The organism is Plantactinospora soyae, assembly GCF_014874095.1.
Lineage (GTDB): Bacteria > Actinomycetota > Actinomycetes > Mycobacteriales > Micromonosporaceae > Plantactinospora > Plantactinospora soyae.
Genome location: NZ_JADBEB010000001.1, coordinates 1,277,100 through 1,293,188 on the forward strand (window position 1 = coordinate 1,277,100; position 16,089 = coordinate 1,293,188).

15 protein-coding genes and 2 pseudogenes are annotated in these 16,089 nt (G+C 72.5%); 9 read left to right on the forward strand and 8 right to left on the reverse strand.

The features are described from left to right. Positions 1-6: 6 nt before the first annotated feature. Entirely contained in the window at positions 7-501 is a 495-nt protein-coding gene (locus tag H4W31_RS05700; RefSeq protein WP_225945405.1) for an NUDIX domain-containing protein, read from the forward strand. Positions 502-552: 51 nt separating this feature from the next. Here the strand turns inward: H4W31_RS05700 and H4W31_RS05705 are convergent, their stop codons facing one another. Further along, positions 553-2,181 (reverse strand): MDR family MFS transporter, encoded by a 1,629-nt coding sequence (locus H4W31_RS05705; RefSeq protein ID WP_192765690.1) that lies wholly within the window; start codon positions 2,179-2,181, stop codon positions 553-555. A gap of 97 nt (positions 2,182-2,278) precedes the next feature. Then, on the reverse strand, positions 2,279-2,431 hold the full coding sequence (locus tag H4W31_RS05710) for a hypothetical protein (protein WP_192765691.1): 153 nt from the start codon (positions 2,429-2,431) through the stop codon (positions 2,279-2,281). A 111-nt stretch (positions 2,432-2,542) separates the two neighbouring features. Between H4W31_RS05710 and H4W31_RS44685 the strand changes: the two are divergent. From H4W31_RS44685 to H4W31_RS05720, 3 genes and pseudogenes are all read left to right on the forward strand, one after another. After that, positions 2,543-3,217: pseudogene (locus H4W31_RS44685) on the forward strand (bifunctional heptose 7-phosphate kinase/heptose 1-phosphate adenyltransferase); the annotation flags it as partial. A gap of 324 nt (positions 3,218-3,541) precedes the next feature. Next, positions 3,542-4,483: pseudogene (gene rfaE2 / locus H4W31_RS44690) on the forward strand (D-glycero-beta-D-manno-heptose 1-phosphate adenylyltransferase); the annotation flags it as partial. 14 nt (positions 4,484-4,497) lie between these two features. Then, positions 4,498-5,409 (forward strand): glycosyltransferase family 2 protein, encoded by a 912-nt coding sequence (locus H4W31_RS05720; RefSeq protein WP_192771869.1) that lies wholly within the window; start codon positions 4,498-4,500, stop codon positions 5,407-5,409. A gap of 19 nt (positions 5,410-5,428) precedes the next feature. Here H4W31_RS05720 and H4W31_RS05725 read toward each other — a convergent pair whose 3' ends face one another. Further along, complete coding sequence (locus H4W31_RS05725; RefSeq protein ID WP_192765693.1) at positions 5,429-6,538, reverse strand: type VII secretion protein EccE; 1,110 nt, start codon at positions 6,536-6,538, stop codon at positions 5,429-5,431. Positions 6,539-6,648: 110 nt separating this feature from the next. On the opposite strand from H4W31_RS05725, the gene eccB reads away from it, so the two are divergent. The 5 genes from eccB (at position 6,649) to H4W31_RS05750 (ending at position 12,921) form a co-directional block, all read left to right on the forward strand. After that, the gene (gene eccB / locus H4W31_RS05730) at positions 6,649-8,034 is read left to right on the forward strand and encodes a type VII secretion protein EccB (protein WP_192765694.1); all 1,386 of its coding nucleotides are present in this window, start codon (positions 6,649-6,651) and stop codon (positions 8,032-8,034) included. Further along, positions 8,034-10,292 (forward strand): sensor histidine kinase, encoded by a 2,259-nt coding sequence (locus H4W31_RS05735; protein WP_192765695.1) that lies wholly within the window; start codon positions 8,034-8,036, stop codon positions 10,290-10,292. The genes eccB and H4W31_RS05735 overlap by 1 nt, the downstream gene beginning before the upstream one ends. Then, a complete protein-coding gene (locus H4W31_RS05740; RefSeq protein WP_192765696.1) occupies positions 10,289-10,930 on the forward strand; it encodes a DNA-binding response regulator in 642 nt (213 codons plus the stop codon). The genes H4W31_RS05735 and H4W31_RS05740 overlap by 4 nt, the downstream gene beginning before the upstream one ends. A gap of 158 nt (positions 10,931-11,088) precedes the next feature. Then, positions 11,089-11,745, forward strand: coding sequence for a response regulator transcription factor (locus H4W31_RS05745; protein WP_318783038.1), 657 nt, complete (start codon positions 11,089-11,091; stop codon positions 11,743-11,745). A 15-nt stretch (positions 11,746-11,760) separates the two neighbouring features. Then, a complete protein-coding gene (locus tag H4W31_RS05750; RefSeq protein WP_192765698.1) occupies positions 11,761-12,921 on the forward strand; it encodes a S8 family serine peptidase in 1,161 nt (386 codons plus the stop codon). Positions 12,922-12,953: 32 nt separating this feature from the next. Here H4W31_RS05750 and H4W31_RS05755 read toward each other — a convergent pair whose 3' ends face one another. Genes H4W31_RS05755 through H4W31_RS05775 form a run of 5 tightly spaced genes read right to left on the reverse strand, consistent with a single transcriptional unit; the run spans position 12,954 to position 16,027 of the window. Further along, on the reverse strand, positions 12,954-13,694 hold the full coding sequence (locus H4W31_RS05755; protein WP_192765699.1) for a hypothetical protein: 741 nt from the start codon (positions 13,692-13,694) through the stop codon (positions 12,954-12,956). Positions 13,695-13,705: 11 nt separating this feature from the next. Then, complete coding sequence (locus H4W31_RS05760; RefSeq protein ID WP_192765700.1) at positions 13,706-14,914, reverse strand: WXG100 family type VII secretion target; 1,209 nt, start codon at positions 14,912-14,914, stop codon at positions 13,706-13,708. Between the two features lie 2 nt (positions 14,915-14,916). Continuing rightward, positions 14,917-15,309 (reverse strand): hypothetical protein, encoded by a 393-nt coding sequence (locus H4W31_RS05765; RefSeq protein ID WP_192765701.1) that lies wholly within the window; start codon positions 15,307-15,309, stop codon positions 14,917-14,919. Positions 15,310-15,318: 9 nt separating this feature from the next. Continuing rightward, a complete protein-coding gene (locus H4W31_RS05770; RefSeq protein WP_192765702.1) occupies positions 15,319-15,648 on the reverse strand; it encodes a WXG100 family type VII secretion target in 330 nt (109 codons plus the stop codon). Positions 15,649-15,676: 28 nt separating this feature from the next. Next, complete coding sequence (locus H4W31_RS05775) at positions 15,677-16,027, reverse strand: WXG100 family type VII secretion target (RefSeq protein ID WP_192765703.1); 351 nt, start codon at positions 16,025-16,027, stop codon at positions 15,677-15,679. Positions 16,028-16,089 lie beyond the last annotated feature (62 nt).

Consider the following 16,089-nt stretch of genomic DNA (forward strand, 5'->3'; position numbering starts at 1 on the left):
ACCCCGATGACCAGTATTCCGTGGGCCGAGTCGTACCTCGGCCAGCTCCGGGCGCTCGCCGGTGACCGGACCTTGATGTTCGTCGGAGCCCGGGCGGTGGTCCGGGACGCGGCCGGCCAGGTGCTGCTGATCGAGCGCTCCGACAACGGCTACTGGGCGCTGCCGGCCGGTGCGATGGAACTCGGCGAGTCGATCTCCCAGTGCGCCGTCCGGGAGGTCTGGGAGGAGACCGGACTCACCGCGAGCGCGGTCACCCCGTTCGCCATGCACACCGGCCCGGACCGCACCTTCACCAACATGTACGGCGACACGTACCAGCTCTTCGTGGTCGCCTTCCGGGTCGACGCCTGGGCGGGCGAACTGGTCACCAGCACGGACGAGACCACCAACGCCGGCTTCTATCCGGCCCGGGCGCTGCCGGCACCGGTCTCCGGCACCGTGCTGGAGACCCTGGACGACCTGGCCACCTTCGAACAGACCGGTCAGGTAGTGCTGAAGTAGCCGGCGGCGCCCGGAGCAGGGGTGGCGGCGGTGGCGGCGGTGGCCGGAGCCTCAGAGCATCGTCTGGGCGTTGGCTTCCATCTCGGCGGCCGCGTCGCCCTTCCGGTCCCTGGCCAGGCCCTCGCCCGAGGCGGCCGGCGGACCACCGCGCAGTTCCCGGTTCGGCATCGCCAGGGTCACCGCGACCGCGATGATCGCGATCAGCCCGGCCACCAGGAAGACGACGTGCAGCGCGCCGACGAAAGACTCCTGGATGGCGTGCCGCACCGGCTCCGGCAGCGCCAGGATCCGGGACGGCTCGTTGATCGAGAATTGCATGGTGGTGTTGGCGAACTGGCCCCGCTGCTCCGGCGGCAACTGGGCGATCGCCCCGGGCAGCCGGTCGGCCAGCCCGCTCGCCAGCCGGGCCGACAGCACCGCGCCGAGGATCGCCACCCCGAACGAGCCGCCCAGCGACCGGAAGAAGGTCGCCGCCGACGTACCGGCACCTAGGTCGCGCACCTCGACCGCGTTCTGCACGGCCAGGACCAGCGACTGCATGCACAGGCCGAGCCCGACACCGATGATCACCATGTAGATGAACGAGACCCAGAGCGGCGTGTCCACCTGCAACTGGGTGAAGAGCAGCATGCCGGCGACCAGCACGATCGCCCCGGCGACCGGGAACCACTTGTACCGGCCGATCCGGCTGATCGCGCGTCCGGAGAGGACCGACGTGACGATGATGCCGGCCATCATCGGCAGCATCAGCAGACCGCTGTCGGTCGGCGAGGCGCCCTTGACGATCTGAAGGTAGAGCGGGATGAAGATGATCGACCCGAACATCACCAGACCGAGTACGAAACCCGCGGTGTTGGCCAGTGCGAAGGTGGACCGGCGGAACAGCTTGAGCGGCAGGATCGGCTCGGCCACCCGCGACTCCTGGAGCAGGAAGAGGATCGCGAGCACCGCACCGGCCACGAACAGCCCGATGATGAGCCCGGAGCCCCAGGCGTACTCGTTGCCGCCCCAGCTCAGCGCGAGCAGCAGGGCGCTGACCCCGGCCACCAGCAGGCCGGCGCCCAGCCAGTCGATCGCGTGCTGCCGCCGCTCGAACGGGATCAGCCGCATCACGTGGTAGCAGACGATGATCGCGACGATCGCCAACGGCACGTTGATGAAGAAGATCCACCGCCAGTCGTGCTCGGCGAAGTACCCGCCGACCAGCGGTCCGGCGACCGAGGAGATGCCGAAAACCGCGCCGAACAGGCCCTGGTACCGACCGCGTTCCCGGGGCGACACCACGTCGGAGATGATCGTGAAGGCCAGCGTCATCAGACCACCGGCACCGAGCCCCTGGATTCCCCGGGTGATGATCAGCTGGGTCATGTCCTGGGAGAACCCGGCGGCCAACGACCCGACCAGGAACGCGCCGATGGAGAAGAGGAAGACCGGACGCCGCCCGTACAGGTCGGCCATCTTGCCGTACAGCGGGGTGGAGGCGGTCGACGCGAGCAGGTACGCGGTGACCACCCACGAGTAGTGGTTGATTCCGCCCAGTTCACCCACGATGGTCGGTAACGCGGTACCGACGATGGTCTGGTCCAGCGCGGCCAGCAGCATCCCGGTCATCAGACCGGTCATGAGCAGGCGGATCTGCCGACGGGTCAGAGTCGGCCGCACGTCGTCAGCGGTGGTCATAGTGCCTTCTCCCCCTGCTGGCACAGAAAATACCTACCGGCAGTCTCGACCTGCACGATCAGCACCGGCCGGGGGCGCCGGACGGATGTGACACCGATCATGGGCGGCTCCCCGGGGCGGGCCCCGAGGGCTGCCGGTCACGCCGCTCCGCGCGGAACGCCGGCAGGTCGTCCGGCTTGCGGCTGGTCACCAGCCCGTTGTCGCGGTACGGCGGTGTCACGCCGAACAGGCAGTACCCGAAAACTGACATTCCCGGTACGCCAGAGACCAAACGCCCCGGGCCGGCCGCCGCCCGGACACCGCACCCGGGGGCTCGGCCGGGGCAGGTTTGGCCGGCGTGGCACCGGGGACCCGCAGCGGCATGGCGACAGACGCAGCGGAACAGCGCCGCCTGGCCGCAGTGGTGGAGAGCTGGCTCGGACGCGGCGTACTGGTGGTCGGCGACGCGATGTTGGACGAGTGGCGGTTCGCCGAGTCGGATCGACTCTGTCGGGAGGCACCGGCACCGGTACTCACCCTGCGCCGCCGACTCTGCGCGGCCGGCGGTGCCGCGAACACCGCCGTCAACCTCACCGCGCTCGGTGGCCGGGCCACCCTGGTCGCCCCGGTCGGCGCCGACGTCGCCGGTGACGAACTGCACGACTGTCTCGACCGGGCCGGCGTCTGGGACCGGACCATCAGTCAGCCCGGCCGCCCCACCCCGGTGAAGCGGCGGCTGCTCGCCGCCGACCAGATCCTGCTGCGCGAGGACGAGGGCGACGCCGACGAGAGCCTGCCCGAGGAGGGCGTACGCCGGTTGTTGAGCGCGCTCGCGCACGCCACCGAGGAACTACGGGTGGACCAGGACGGTCAACCGCCGACGCTGGTGGTCTGCGACTACGGGCTGGGCGCGCTGCCCGAGGCGGTACGCGACTGGCTGGTGGAGCATCGCGACCGCTTCGCGACGGTGGCCCTGGACGCCCACGATCTCGCCCACTGGCGCGGACTGGCGCCGACCGTGGTGACCCCGAGCTTCGCCGAGGCGACCCGGCTGCTCAGCGGACCGACCCCGGACGGGGCCCGGTCCCGGCCGTCGTCGGCGGTCGCCGGTACCCGGGTCAGCGTCGCCGAGGACGGCACGACCAGTTCCGTCGGCGGACGGGACGTCCACGCCGGTGCCGGAGACGACGACTCCGGCGACAGCGGCGGTGACCGGACCGGACCGCCCACCTCCGACGGTGGGTCGTCGGGCTCCGACGGTGGGTCGGGTGGCGACGGCATCTCGGTGACCAGTGACGAGATCGGAGTCTCCGGCGACGACATCGTGGTGGCCGGCGACGAGACGTCGAGTGCCGCCGGGGGGCGACCCGTCGCCGACGGGGGCGCCAGCCGGGCGGTCGTCGCGCAGGCCCGGCTCGCCGAGTTGCGCGAGCGTACCGGCGCCGACGTGGTGGCGGTCACCCTGGACACCGAGGGTGCCGTGGTGGGCGGCGCCGACGGCCGGTCCCGGCGCAGCCACGCCACCCCGGTGCCGGCCAGTTACGCCGTCGGCGCCGGCGACGCGTACCTGGCCGCCATGACGCTGGCCCTGGCCGCCGAGGCGCCGCTGCCCACCGCCGCCCAACTCGCCCAGCTGGCCGCGACCATCACGGTCTCGGACACCGGCACCTGCGTCTGCCTCCGCGAGGACCTGCTCGCCGCGCTCGGCCCGGCGCGGGACGACCGGCCCCGGATCGTGCTCGGCCAGGACGCCCTGATCGAACTCGTCGGCCGGCGCCGGGCCGAGGGGCGCAGCATCGTCTTCACCAACGGCTGCTTCGACGTGCTGCACCGGGGACACGTGCGCTATCTCGACCAGGCCCGCAGCCTCGGCGACCTGCTGGTGGTCGCGGTCAATTCCGACGACAGCGTGCGCCGGATCAAGGGCACGGACCGGCCGGTGAACTCGGTGGAGGACCGGGTGGCGGTGCTCGCCGCGCTGTCCTGTGTGGACCACGTAGTGATCTTCGAGGAGGACTCGCCGGCCGCGCTCATCGAGGCCGTCCGCCCCGACCTGTACGTCAAGGGCGGCGACTACCCGCCGGAGATGGTTCCGGAGGCACCCCTGGTACGTCGACTCGGCGGCGAGGTACGCACCCTCGGCTACGTACCCGACCGCTCCACCTCGGCGGTCATCGACCGGATCCGGTCACACGGCGACGACCGGCGTCCGGTCCTGGCCGACGTCGCCGAGCACGCCGCCCCGGCCGGCGCCCCCGAACCGGCCGACACCGGCGGTACGGCGGACGCCGAGGCGGTGTCGGCGCCGAGCCACCGGGCGTGAACCGGCCGGACCCGATCACCCGGCCCCTCGACCCGGGCAGCCGGGACGACTTCCGGGCGCCGAGGCTGCTGGACGTGCTCATCCCGACCCGGAACCGGCCCGCCGAACTGGCCGTCACCCTGGCCGGTCTGGCCGGACAGCAGCACGGCGCTGCCGGTTTCGGAGTGGTGGTCAGCGACCAGTCCGACGGCGGGCCCGGCTGGGCCGAACCGGCGGCGGCCACGATGGTCCGGGTACTGCGCCACCGGGGTCATCCGGTCCTGCTGACCCGGCGGCTTCCCCGGCGCGGCCTGGCCGAACACCGGGCGTACCTGCTCGACGCCTCCGTCGCCCGGTACGTCCTCTACCTCGACGACGACGTCTGGCTCGAACCGGGCACCATCGACCGGCTGCTCGCCGCGATCGAGGAGCTGGACTGCGGTTTCGTCGGCAACGCGGTGCACGGGCTGTCCTATCTCGACGACGTACGCCCGGAGACCCACCGGCACTACGTCGAGTGGCCGGGGCCGCCGAGCCCGGAGCTGCCCCGCCCCGGCACACCGGAGTGGGACCGGGCGCAGATCCATTCGGCCGCCAACCTGCTGCACGTCACCGCGGCCCGTCGCCTGCCGCCGGGCCAGTGGCGGGCGTACAAGGTCTCCTGGATCGGCGGATGTGTGCTCTACGACCGGTCCCGGCTGCGCGACGCCGGCGGGTTCGACTTCTGGCACCGGCTCGACCCGGGGCACCAGGGCGAGGACGTGGCCGCCCAACTCGCGGTGATGAGCCGGTACGCCGGGGCCGGCGTACTGCCCAGCGGGGCGTACCACCTGGAGGCGCCGACCACGGTCACCGAGCGGACCGAGGAGGCCTGGGAGGCCGTACTCGCGGACGGCTCGGGCGTGGGGCCGGCCGTCGACCGGTCGCCACCGGCACAGCCCGGCTGAGTCGACCGGCGCCCCGGGATCAGGCGAGCGGGAGGGTGGCCAGGACGTTCTCCCGGTGCCGGCCGTCGGTGGCGATCAGCCGTACGCCCAGCTTCGCCGCCACCTGCCCCGGGGTGTACGGGGCGCTGTTCGGCAGGCCGATCCGTACGGTCGTCGTCGCGGTGACCCGCCCCTGGGCGGTACGCCGCAACGCGTACGCCGTGCAGGTGAAACTGGCCCCCGGTGCGCAGAGGCCGATCAGGGGTACCTGGTCCGCCGCCGAACGTGGGGTGAAACAGGCCTGGCGTACCTCGCCGACGGACCAGTCCCGCCAGCTCTCCACCGCGTGGTACCGGCTGCCGCTGACCGCGCCCCGGTCGGCGCCGATCGCGACGAACAGCGCGTGGTACAGCTCCGGCGTGTCCAGCACGGTGCTCGGATATCCGGCGTCGGCGAGATCGCTCCTGAGCCGCTGGGCGGCACTCGCGGCGGCCCGTCGACCACCGGCCGCGCCACCGCCCCGGGCCAGCGCGGGCCACGGCGCGTCGGCGTACCGGTACCGCAGGGCCAGCCAGTAGACCCGGACCGGTGCCGGACCGACCGGCGCGGCCCACCCCACCAGTCGGGCCCCGCTGACCGGATTGTCGGCCCGGTCGAAGGCCTGGTGCAGCACCGAGACCAGCCTCGCCGAGTCGGGCTGCGCGGTCGGGGCGATCTGGACGACGACGGTGTACCCGGTGTCGTCGCCGACGGCCGCGACACCGGCCCGGTTCCCCGACCGGTCCGTCTGGGTCTGCACCAGGAGCCGGGGCGCGAGGCTGTGCACGGCGGTCGGGGCCGGCTGGTCGGAGGTGCCGCGACGGCGCCGCCGGTAGCGGACGAATATCACCGCCCACTGGTAGGCGCACTGCCCGCCGATCCGGACCGAGGTCGCGGCGAGCAGCAGGGTGGCGAGCAGCAGCACCGCACCCGTCGGCAGGTCGAGCCGGAACCCGGTCGCGAGGACGGCCAGGGCGGCGAGCTGCCAGATCGCCACCCGGCCGACGCCCACCGGCAGCAGCCAGCCGACCCGGGCGCCGAGGCGGGATGTCCGGGTGAGCCGGCGGGTCGCGTCGGTGCCGGGTCGGATCGGAACTGCGGTGACTGTCATCGGTGAGCACCGCCAAGCGCACGATGTCGCGGGACAGGACGGAAAGCGACGGACACTCGGTATTATCGCCGTTGCCTGACGTTTCGCCAACAGTGTGTGGGAGTCGTCGAGTGTGGACGCAGAAGGATCGGATCCAGGCGTACCAGTTCCTCCGCCGTCGCCTGGTGTCCGCCCTGGTCTCGGCTGACGCGGATCATCCCGTCTCGCCGTCCAAGCGGCTGCTGCTCGGCACCGCGCTCGGGCTCGCCGTCGCCCTTCTGGTCTCCGCCGTGTTCGGCATCATCGGGCTGCTCGCACCGACCCGGGCGCAGGCGTGGCGCCAGGGTGGACAGGTGATCGTGGAGAAGGAGACCGGAGCCCGGTTCGTCCTCGGCGAGGACGACGCGCTGCATCCGGTACTCAACTACGCGTCGGCCCGGCTCCTCGCCGGCGGCGACGGCACCAAGACCGTGACGGTGCCGGCGAAGGCGCTGCGCGACGTCCCCCGGGGCGCCGGGGTCGGTATCGCGGGTGCGCCGGACTCGCTGCCACCGGCCAACCGCCTGCTCACCGGCCCGTGGACCAGATGCACCCGACAGTCGCCGGACCGGCCGGCCCGGGACGCGCCGATCTCCTCCGTCCTGCTCGGCCAGCAGCCCGGCGGGGTGGAGTTGCGGCCCGGCCAGGCCCTGATGGCGCTGCTGCCCTCGGGGGAGCGATTCCTGGTCATCGACGGGCAGCGGCACCGGGTGCCGGACCGGACGGCGGTGGTCGCCCTCGGCTTCGCCTCGGCCGACACCGTCCAGGTGGCGCCGGCCTGGCTGAACACCCTCGCGGCCGGCCGGGACCTGCGTACCTTCGCGGTCAACGGCACCGGGCGACCCGGCCCGACGGTCGGCGCGGTCCGCACCAGGGTCGGGCAGGTCCTGACCACCGGCGCGGAGGAGCTCTACCTGGTACGCCCGGACGGGCTCGCCGTGATCACCGACACCGAGGCCCGGCTGGTGCTCGGCTCGCCGGAAAGCGCGGCGGCGTACCCGGGCGCGCTGCCCCGGCCGCTGCCGGTCGCCGCGCCCGACGTCGCCGCCGCGCCCCGTTCCCCGGTCAGGACCGAGGGCTATCCCCGGCGCCGGCCCGAGCCGGTGCCGATCGGGCCGACCACGACGGTGTGCGTGGACGGCACCCGGATCACCCTCGACGACGGGCTTCCACTGCGCGGCGCGGAGCCGATCACGACGGCGTCGGGCTCGACGGCCGGCGCGGTCGCCACCGAGGTGTACGTCCCGGGCGGCGCCGGCGCGCTGGTCGCCGAGGAACCGGCGCCGGGAGCGCCATCCGGGACCGTCTACGTGATCACCGACACCGGTACGAAGTACCCGGTCGCGGGCAACGCGGTGATCTCGTCGCTCGGCTACGGACGGGTACGCCCGCACGGCGTGCCGGCCCCGGTGCTCGCGATGTTCCCGACCGGAGCCACCCTCGATCCCGCCGAGGCGCGCAGAACGACGCCGCGCTGATGGGCTCGGTCGAGCGGGGGCTGCTGCGGCAGGGCCTGCGCTACTCGCTGGGACTCCGGCTCGTCGTGGCCGCCGCCGCGAGCTTCGCGGCGCTGCTGCTGGACACTCCGCGGGAGCCGGTCCCGGCCGCCGCGATGGTGCTGCTGCTCAACGCCTGGAACGTCTACTACGCCGTCCGCACCCTGCGTGGTGCCCCCCGCTGGCTGATTCCCGCCGACGTGGCGGTGGTGTGTGCGGTCTGCCTCCTCCAGGTCTGGCCGGCGCCCACCGACGTCGGTTCCGGGAGCACGATCTGGGTGTCGGCCGCCGCGGCGATCATCGTGGTGACCTATCCGTGGCAGCTCGGCACCCGGGCGCTCGCCATCGCGACCGTCGCCGTCATGCTGGCCGACATCGGCGGTGCCGCGATCGCCAATCCGGACGGCTGGCTCGCGGGCCTGGGGTTTGCGTCCATCCCGATCCGGCTGTGGCTGGTGGCGGAGGTCGCGCTCTCCTGGAGCCTCTACCGCCTGGTACGACGCAGTGCACGCGCCGCCGACCAGCTGGTGGTACGGGGCGAACGGACCCGGCGGGAGGCCACGATCGCCTCGGCGCGGCGGATGGACGAACGCGAGTACCTGGCCGCGCTGCACGACACGTCCTCGGCCACCCTGCTGATGGTCGGGGCCGGGGTGGCCGCCGGACGCGAGCGGTGGCTCGCCGAACAGGCGTCCCGGGACCTCGAGGTGCTCAGCGGCCCGGCGGTGGTGTCCCAACGCGAGGTGGATCTGGTCGGCATGCTGCGGGAGGTGCTCCGGCACGTGCCGCTGCGGGTGAGCTGGCGGGGCCCGACGGCGGTGCCGATGCGTGCGGTGGACGCGGCGATGCTGTGCCACGGCACCCGCGAGGCGTTGACCAACGTGGTCCGGCACGCCGAGACCGATGCCGCCGAGGTCGCCGTCTCGGTGGCCGGCGACTCGGCCGGGACCGTGGTGGTCGAGGTCGTCGACTCCGGCCGGGGCTTCGCACCCGACCAGGTCTCCGACCACCGCTACGGCGTGGCGCGCTCGATCGTGGAGCGGATGACCCGGATCGGCGGGCGCGCGACGATCGACAGCAGCCCCGGCCGGGGCACCACCGTACGGATGGAGTGCCCCCGTACCGCACCGGACTCCGGGGACGACGACGTCGAGATGATCGCCACCCGGTTCCAACGGGGCCTGCTCTGGGCGACCGTGGCGATCAACCTGGTCATCCTGCTCCTGCTCGACCTGCCGAAGCTGCTGGCGAGCCACGACACGTACCGGTCGGCCACCGCGCAGTACCTGGCGATGGGCGGGTTCGTGCTGCTGACGTTGGTCGTCGCGGCCGGCCTGCTGCGGGGGCGCGGGATCGGCAGGTGGCGGTGGCCGCTGGTGACCCTGGTGTTCGTACTGTCCGCGATCGCCACCGCCGCGGTGCCGCCGGACCAGCGGCTCGGGTACGCGCACTGGTCGGAGGGGAACGCCGGGTGGACGGTCGTGCTCCTGCTGCTCGACACCAGGCCGCTGGTCTTCGTGGGGGTGCTCGCCGGCCACTACCTGATGACGTTCGCGCAGACGGTGCTCGGTGGGGACGCCGCGATCACGTTCGCCGCCTCGGTGAACGCGACAGTGCTCGTGCTGGCCTTCCAGCTCGGGGTCGGCATGATCGCGATCGTGCTGCGCCAGCTCGCCATCACCTCGGCCCGGGTCGCCCGAGCCGAGGAGGAGGTACGGACCACCGAGGCGGTCGCCGCCCAACTGGCCCAGGACCGGCGGGAGCGCTACGCCGAACTCGCCGAGACTGCCGTGCCACTGCTGTCCGGCCTGGCCAGTGGCGAGTTGGACCCCGGAGCGGAGTCGGTACGCCGGTCCTGTGCGATCGAGGCGGCCAAGATGCGCCGGCTGTTCGCGGAGGACGCCACCGTGCCCGATCCGTTGCTGCACGAGCTGCGGGCGTGCATCGAGTTGGCCGAGCGCAACGGGGTCTCGGTGGCCTTCGCCGAGCTCGGCGACCGGCCGGCCATTCCCACCAAGGTCCGGCGCCGGTTGACCGAGGCCCCGATCTGGGCCCTGGTCACCGCACGTGGCAAGGTACGACTCACCGTGGTGGGCGCGGACGGAGCGGTGACGGTGAGCGTCGTCGCGGCCTGCCCGCCGAAGGCCGACCCGTTCCCGGAGGGGGACGGCGTGCACACGTCGACCACCATGGACGGGGACCGGCTGTGGATCCAGTCGAGTTGGCAGGGGAAGTCATGATCTCCGTCGTGGTCGTCGACGATCATCCCGTGGTGATCGCTGGAGTACGGGCCTGGTGTTCTCTCGCCGACCCGCCGATCGAGGTGCTCGACGCCGGCCCGACGGTGGCCACCGCCTGGCTGCCGCCGGGCAACGGGGCCGACGTCGTGGTCTTCGACCTGCAACTCGACCTGACCGGCCCGGCGTACGGCGACCTCAAGCGGTTGGTGGACGCGGGTCGCCAGGTGGTGGTCTACAGCATGCGGGCGGACCGGGAGACCGTACTGAACTGCCTCGACATCGGGGCGTTCACCTACCTGACCAAGGCAGAGGGCGAGGACCACCTGGTCGCCGCCACCCAGGCCGCCGCGCAGAACGTGCCGTACCTGCCGCCGATGCTCTCCGGCGCGTTCGGCACCGACAACCGGCCGGACCGGCCGAAGCTGTCGCCCCGGGAGACCGAGGTACTGCTCGAATGGTTCCGCAGCGAGTCGAAGGAAATGGTCGCCAAGCGGCTCAACCTGACCGTACGCCGGGTCAACGCCTGCCTGGAACGGGCCAGGATCAAGTACGCGAACGTCGGCCGTCCGGCGCCGACCAAGGCCGCACTGGTCGCCCGGGCGATCCAGGACGGCCTGGTCCAGGCCGACGAACTCTGAGCCCGACGAGTTCCCGAGCCACTGGAACCGGCGCCGAACCGACCGCCGGCATGGTGGACGAACAACCATCACCGCCGCTCCCGTCCCGCCGATACGGTCGAACCGCCGGGTTCGGACGGGAGGCTCTCTCCCGAACGTGCTGTGGGAAGGGGTGCGGGGTGGCTGCTGCGGGCATCACGGTCGGGGTCGTCGAGGACCATCCGCTCTACCGGGCCGCCGTGGTCGGGCTCCTCGACGCGGCGCCCGATTTCGCGCTCTGCACGGCCGCCGGATCCGTGGCCGAGTTCGCCACCACCCGACGGTGTCCGAACTGCGTGGTGCTGCTGGACATGGAACTGCCGGGAGTCCGGGGTGCGGCGGCGGTACGCGCGGTGACCGGGCTCGGCCACCGGGTACTGGTGCTCTCGGCCCAGGCCGGCCGACCCGAGGTACGCGGTGCGATGGCCGCCGGTGCGGCGGGCTACCTGTCCAAGCGCGCCGACGGCGACGAGATCCTCCGAGGGCTCCGGCAGGTCGCGGCTGGACACCGCTACGCCTCCGCGACGCTGGCGTCGGTGCTGACCGACGACTGCGTCGGGCGCACCGCTCAGCCCGAGCTGTCCGACCGGGAGATCGACGTACTGTCCTGGCTGGCCGCCGGGGAGCGGGACGAGGACATCGCCCGGACGCTGAAGATCAGCGTACGGACCGTGCGGTCCTATCTGGACCGAATCCGGGACAAGACCGGGCTGCGTCGACGGTCCGCGCTCACCCGGTACGCCATCGAGCACGGGGTCGCCGACTTCAGTACCACCGGCGGCAGACTCTCCGCCTGAATCGGGAAGCCGGACATGACCAGTTCCCGTCGCCCGATCGCCCTGGCGGTCGCGCTCGGCATGCTTCCGCCGCTGCTCGCCCCCGCCGTACCGGCCGGTGCGGCGGCCCGCTGCGCGACCCCGGCCGGGGTGTACCGGGACGCCGCCGGCTGGGCGCAGCGGATCACCGACCCGTCCCCGATCTGGCCGCTCAGCGACGGCGCCGGAGAACTGCTCGCGGTGCTCGGCACCGGGGTCGACGCGGACAACGGGCAGTTCCGCCGGGGACAGGTGGTGGCCGGCTCGGACACCACGGACTGCGACGGGCGAGGCACCTTCGCCGCCGGCATCGTCGCCGCCGCACCGGATCCGGCCACCACGTTCAACGGCATGGCGCCGGGTACCCGGATACTCGGCCTCCGCTACACCCAGTCGACCGATGGCGGCGCCAGCACCGACGAGCCCACTCCGAACGCGCTGGCCGAGGCGATCGACCGGGCCGTGGACGCCCGGGCGGACGTGATCCTGGTGGTCGTACCCACCTCGCGGACCAGCCGGGCGCTGGACTCCTCGGTACGCGACGCCGTCGGCCGGGGCGTGGTCGTGGTCTCGCCGGCGGTGGCCGACCGACCGGGCACGTTGTCGTACCCGACCAGCCTGCCCGGGGTGATCGGGGTCGGCGCGCACAACCAGGCCGGCGCGCCGGTACAGGGCGAGGCCGGCGACCACCTGTGGATCGCGGCGCCGGGCGAGGGGCTGGTCAGCACGGCAGCGGGGGCACGCGGCGGGATCGGCCAGCGCTGGGGCGTCGACGACCCGACCTACGCCGCCGCGTACGTCGCCGGGGCCGCCGTGCTGATCCACGGGTACCGCCCAGCGTCGACGCCCGCCCAGATACGGGACCGGCTCGCCGCGACCGCGAACCGGCCGCCGAGCGGGAAGCGTGATCCCCGACTCGGCTGGGGCGTGCTGGACGTCCGGGCCGCGGTGACCGCCGAACTTCCCGGCCCGACGGCGTCCGGCCGGCCCGCCGAGGTGGCGGCACCGGCGGTGGTGGTGGCTGCCGGTCCGGCGGATCCGCCGGCCCGGCAACGCCTGCCGGGGATTCTCGCCCTGCTCGGCCTGCTCGGCGCCGTGCTGTCGGTGCTGACCGTGACCGTGGTCCGGCGCGGTCGGGCCCGGGGCTGGCGTCCCTGACCGGTTCGCCCCGCCGGGAGCGTCCCGGATCGTCACGGCGACATTGGGAAGATCCGGTGCTGCGCATCCTCCCGGAGGGCCGGCGTCAGTTCCGTGAGCCAATCGGCACGGGAACTGAGCAGATAGCCGTAGCGCCAGTCCGGACCCATCGTCATGCCGAGATAGCTGCCCCGGCCCGAGTACCAGAACTCCGTCTCCGTTCTGGCGAGTTCGAGCAGGTTCGCATCCGTCGGCGGCTTGCCCAGCAGCTCGCGTACGTCCTTGTCGTAGTGGTCGCCGATCTGACCGGACTCGAAATTACGCAGCCACATGACCTCTTCGAGCTGGTTCCGGGCGACGGCGGCGACGCTGATCGGGTTCTTCGCCTCGATCTCCTTCAGTACGGCCAGCGCCTTGTCCCGCTGACCGGGCGGATATTCCACCTGGGCGAGCTGCTGGTTCTGCTCCTGCTGCTTCTTGGTCTTCGCGTCGTCGAAGGCCCGGGTCCCGGTGCTGGTGGCCTGCATGCCACCGATGATGTTGTCGAGCCGGCCGCCCGCCGCGGTCAACTGCCGGACGCTCTCGGCGATGTTGCCGGCGTGGCCCGTGGCGGCCGTCTGTGATCCGGGGACCTGCCCGAGCCACTCTGCCGGCACCGAACGGGCCGTCAGGGTCTGGCGGGTCTGGCCGAGCGCGGCGACCTGGTTCGGCAGCGCCCTGGCGGCGGCGTCGACCGCGTCGAACTGCACCTGCATCCGCTGCCCGGCGGCAGAGCTTGCCTCGGGAACGTCCATGACACACCTTCCTAGTACGGGAACTCCAACGGCTGGTGCCGGTCGTCCGGCGGGTCCTCGCCGAGCACCGGCGGCGTGATGATCGACGACTCGCCCCAGACGTCCTCGGTCTCGGTCAGCCAGGGCGGAGTACGACGGGATCCGCCCATGTCCCCGCCGGTGGGGGCGAACGGCATGAACGGCATCATCGGCATCATTCCGGCGCCCATCCCGGCCGCGCCGGTGGCGGCGCGGAGGGCCGCGGCCGACTGGCCGACCGCCGACCCGGCTCCGGTCAGGCCGCTGTGGGCCGCCGGAACGGCCGGCTGACCGGACCCGCCGACACCGCCACCGACCCCCGTCACGCCACCGCCGCCCAGTCCACCCAGGCCAGCGGAGCCGGTGCCGACGTCGGCCCGCCCGGCGGCGGACGTACCCGCGCTCTTGTCGGCCTTCTTGTTCTTCGCCCAGCCCGGCACCGGCGGAACGATCCGCGCGCCGAGCCGCCCGGCGGTGGCCGCCGCGGCGGCGGCGACTCCGGCGGTGAACATGGTGCCGAAGACCGGCCTGCCGGTGCCGCTTCCCGGGTCTGCCCCGGCGGCGTCCACCTGCCCCCACCCCGACGTGCCGTCCCCGTCGGCCGGCACGCCCGCCGCACCGGCGGCCTCGGGCGGAACCGGGATGCCGCCCTCGGCCATCTGGTACGCGACGGCCAACTCGTTCATCACCGCCACCGCCCTGGCGTGCGCCGCGTCGGACGCCTGCACCGCCTGCTGGTGCCGGAACAGTTCGGTCGCCGCGTCGGACTGTCGCTGCCGCAACTGCGCGACCTCCTGGCCGGACGCGAGCGGATCCACCGCCTGCGGTGTGGTCGCCAGGAACACCGTCAGAGCGGAGACCTCCGGCACCTCGACCGGAACCGGCATCCAGGCCTTCGCCTTCACCAGCGCGTCACCGGCGTCGTGCGCCACGTCCCGGACGGCGAACGCCGCGTCCCCGATCCGCCGCAGCCCGGTGCTCAGATCACTGATCATCAGTTGGTACTGCTCGGCGGCGCCGCCCTGCCACTGCTGCCGGAACCGGGCGAGCTTGATCTCAAGATTGCTGGCCTGTTCGTGCAGCCGGGCGCCGATGCCGTCCCAGGAGTCCGCGATCGCGCGCGTGGTCGCCTCGTCGCCGTGGTGCAGCATCTGGTAGAGCTGCCCGTGGCTGTAGCGGGAGAAGTCGGTACGCGGACGCATGCTCAGGCCCTTCCGGCACCGGCCCCGGTGATCGGCCCGGTCAGACCGGTCACCGTTCCGTCCACGATGGAGGTCAATCCACCGGTGACGGTGTTGACCGCGCCCGCCACGGCGCTGTCGTAGTTCTGGTAGGCGTCGTTGACCATCACGGTCACCTCTTTCGCGAAGTCGATCGCATCGCGCGCCTGGGACACCAGGGTGTGCAGGTCCGTCCGGGCGACACCGTGCCGCTCGCCGAGGGACTGCGCCTCACCGAAGGCACCGAGCCGCAGTTCGCGTTCGGTGAGGGCGGTCAACTGGCCGAGCGGATGGGCCATCCCGGTCAGTTGAGCCGCCAACTCCTGCGCGAACTCGGTCAGTGAACGCAGCTCCACCGCGAAGGATTCGCCGCTCATGGGTGCTCGCTAGCCGACCTGGAACCGGTTGCCGAGCGAGCTGTCCAGTTGGGCTGCCTCGGCCGCCGACGTCTTGAGCAGGCCGCCAAGGTTCTGGATGATCGTGCTCATCTCGGTCAGTGCCGCCCGTAGATTCTGCTCCGCGATCTGAGCCTGGGCTCCCGAGGAGCTGCCGGAGTTGTACCAGGACTCCCGTACCGGACTCAGTGCCCGGTCCAGGTCGCCGAGCACCCCACTGATCGCCCCGGCCGAGTTGACCAACTGGTCACCGGCCGCACCGACCGCGCCGAAGTTCACCGCCACCGTGCCGCTGGACAACCCGCCGCCGAATGCCGTCATGATCGTTGTCTCCCCTCGACCCGGCCGGTCAGCCGTTGAGTCCGCTGACGATGGCGCCCGAACTGCCCGCGCTCACCTGGTTGATCGATCTCGTACGCTCCTGGTCCTGCTGCGTGTGCGTACCCATGACGGTCCGGAAGCCCTGTGCGATCTCGGCGAGCGCGAGGTTGGCCTTCTGGATCTTCTCGTTCAGCAGGATCCGGTTCTGGTCGAAGGCGAGCCGCGCGGAGCCGTTGAAGGCCTGGGCGGCACCGACCGTGCTGTTCACGTTGTTGTCGAGCGTCCTCATCAACGCCCTGATGCTCTCGGCCGTGCCCTCGAAGTCGGTGGCCGCCTTCGCCATCACCGACTCGTCGACTAGAAACCCCTGGGAAGCCATGATGCGCCCTCCTTTCCGGGTTCCAGGCTATGGCCGGACGGCGGAGCCCTGTACGGCACTTT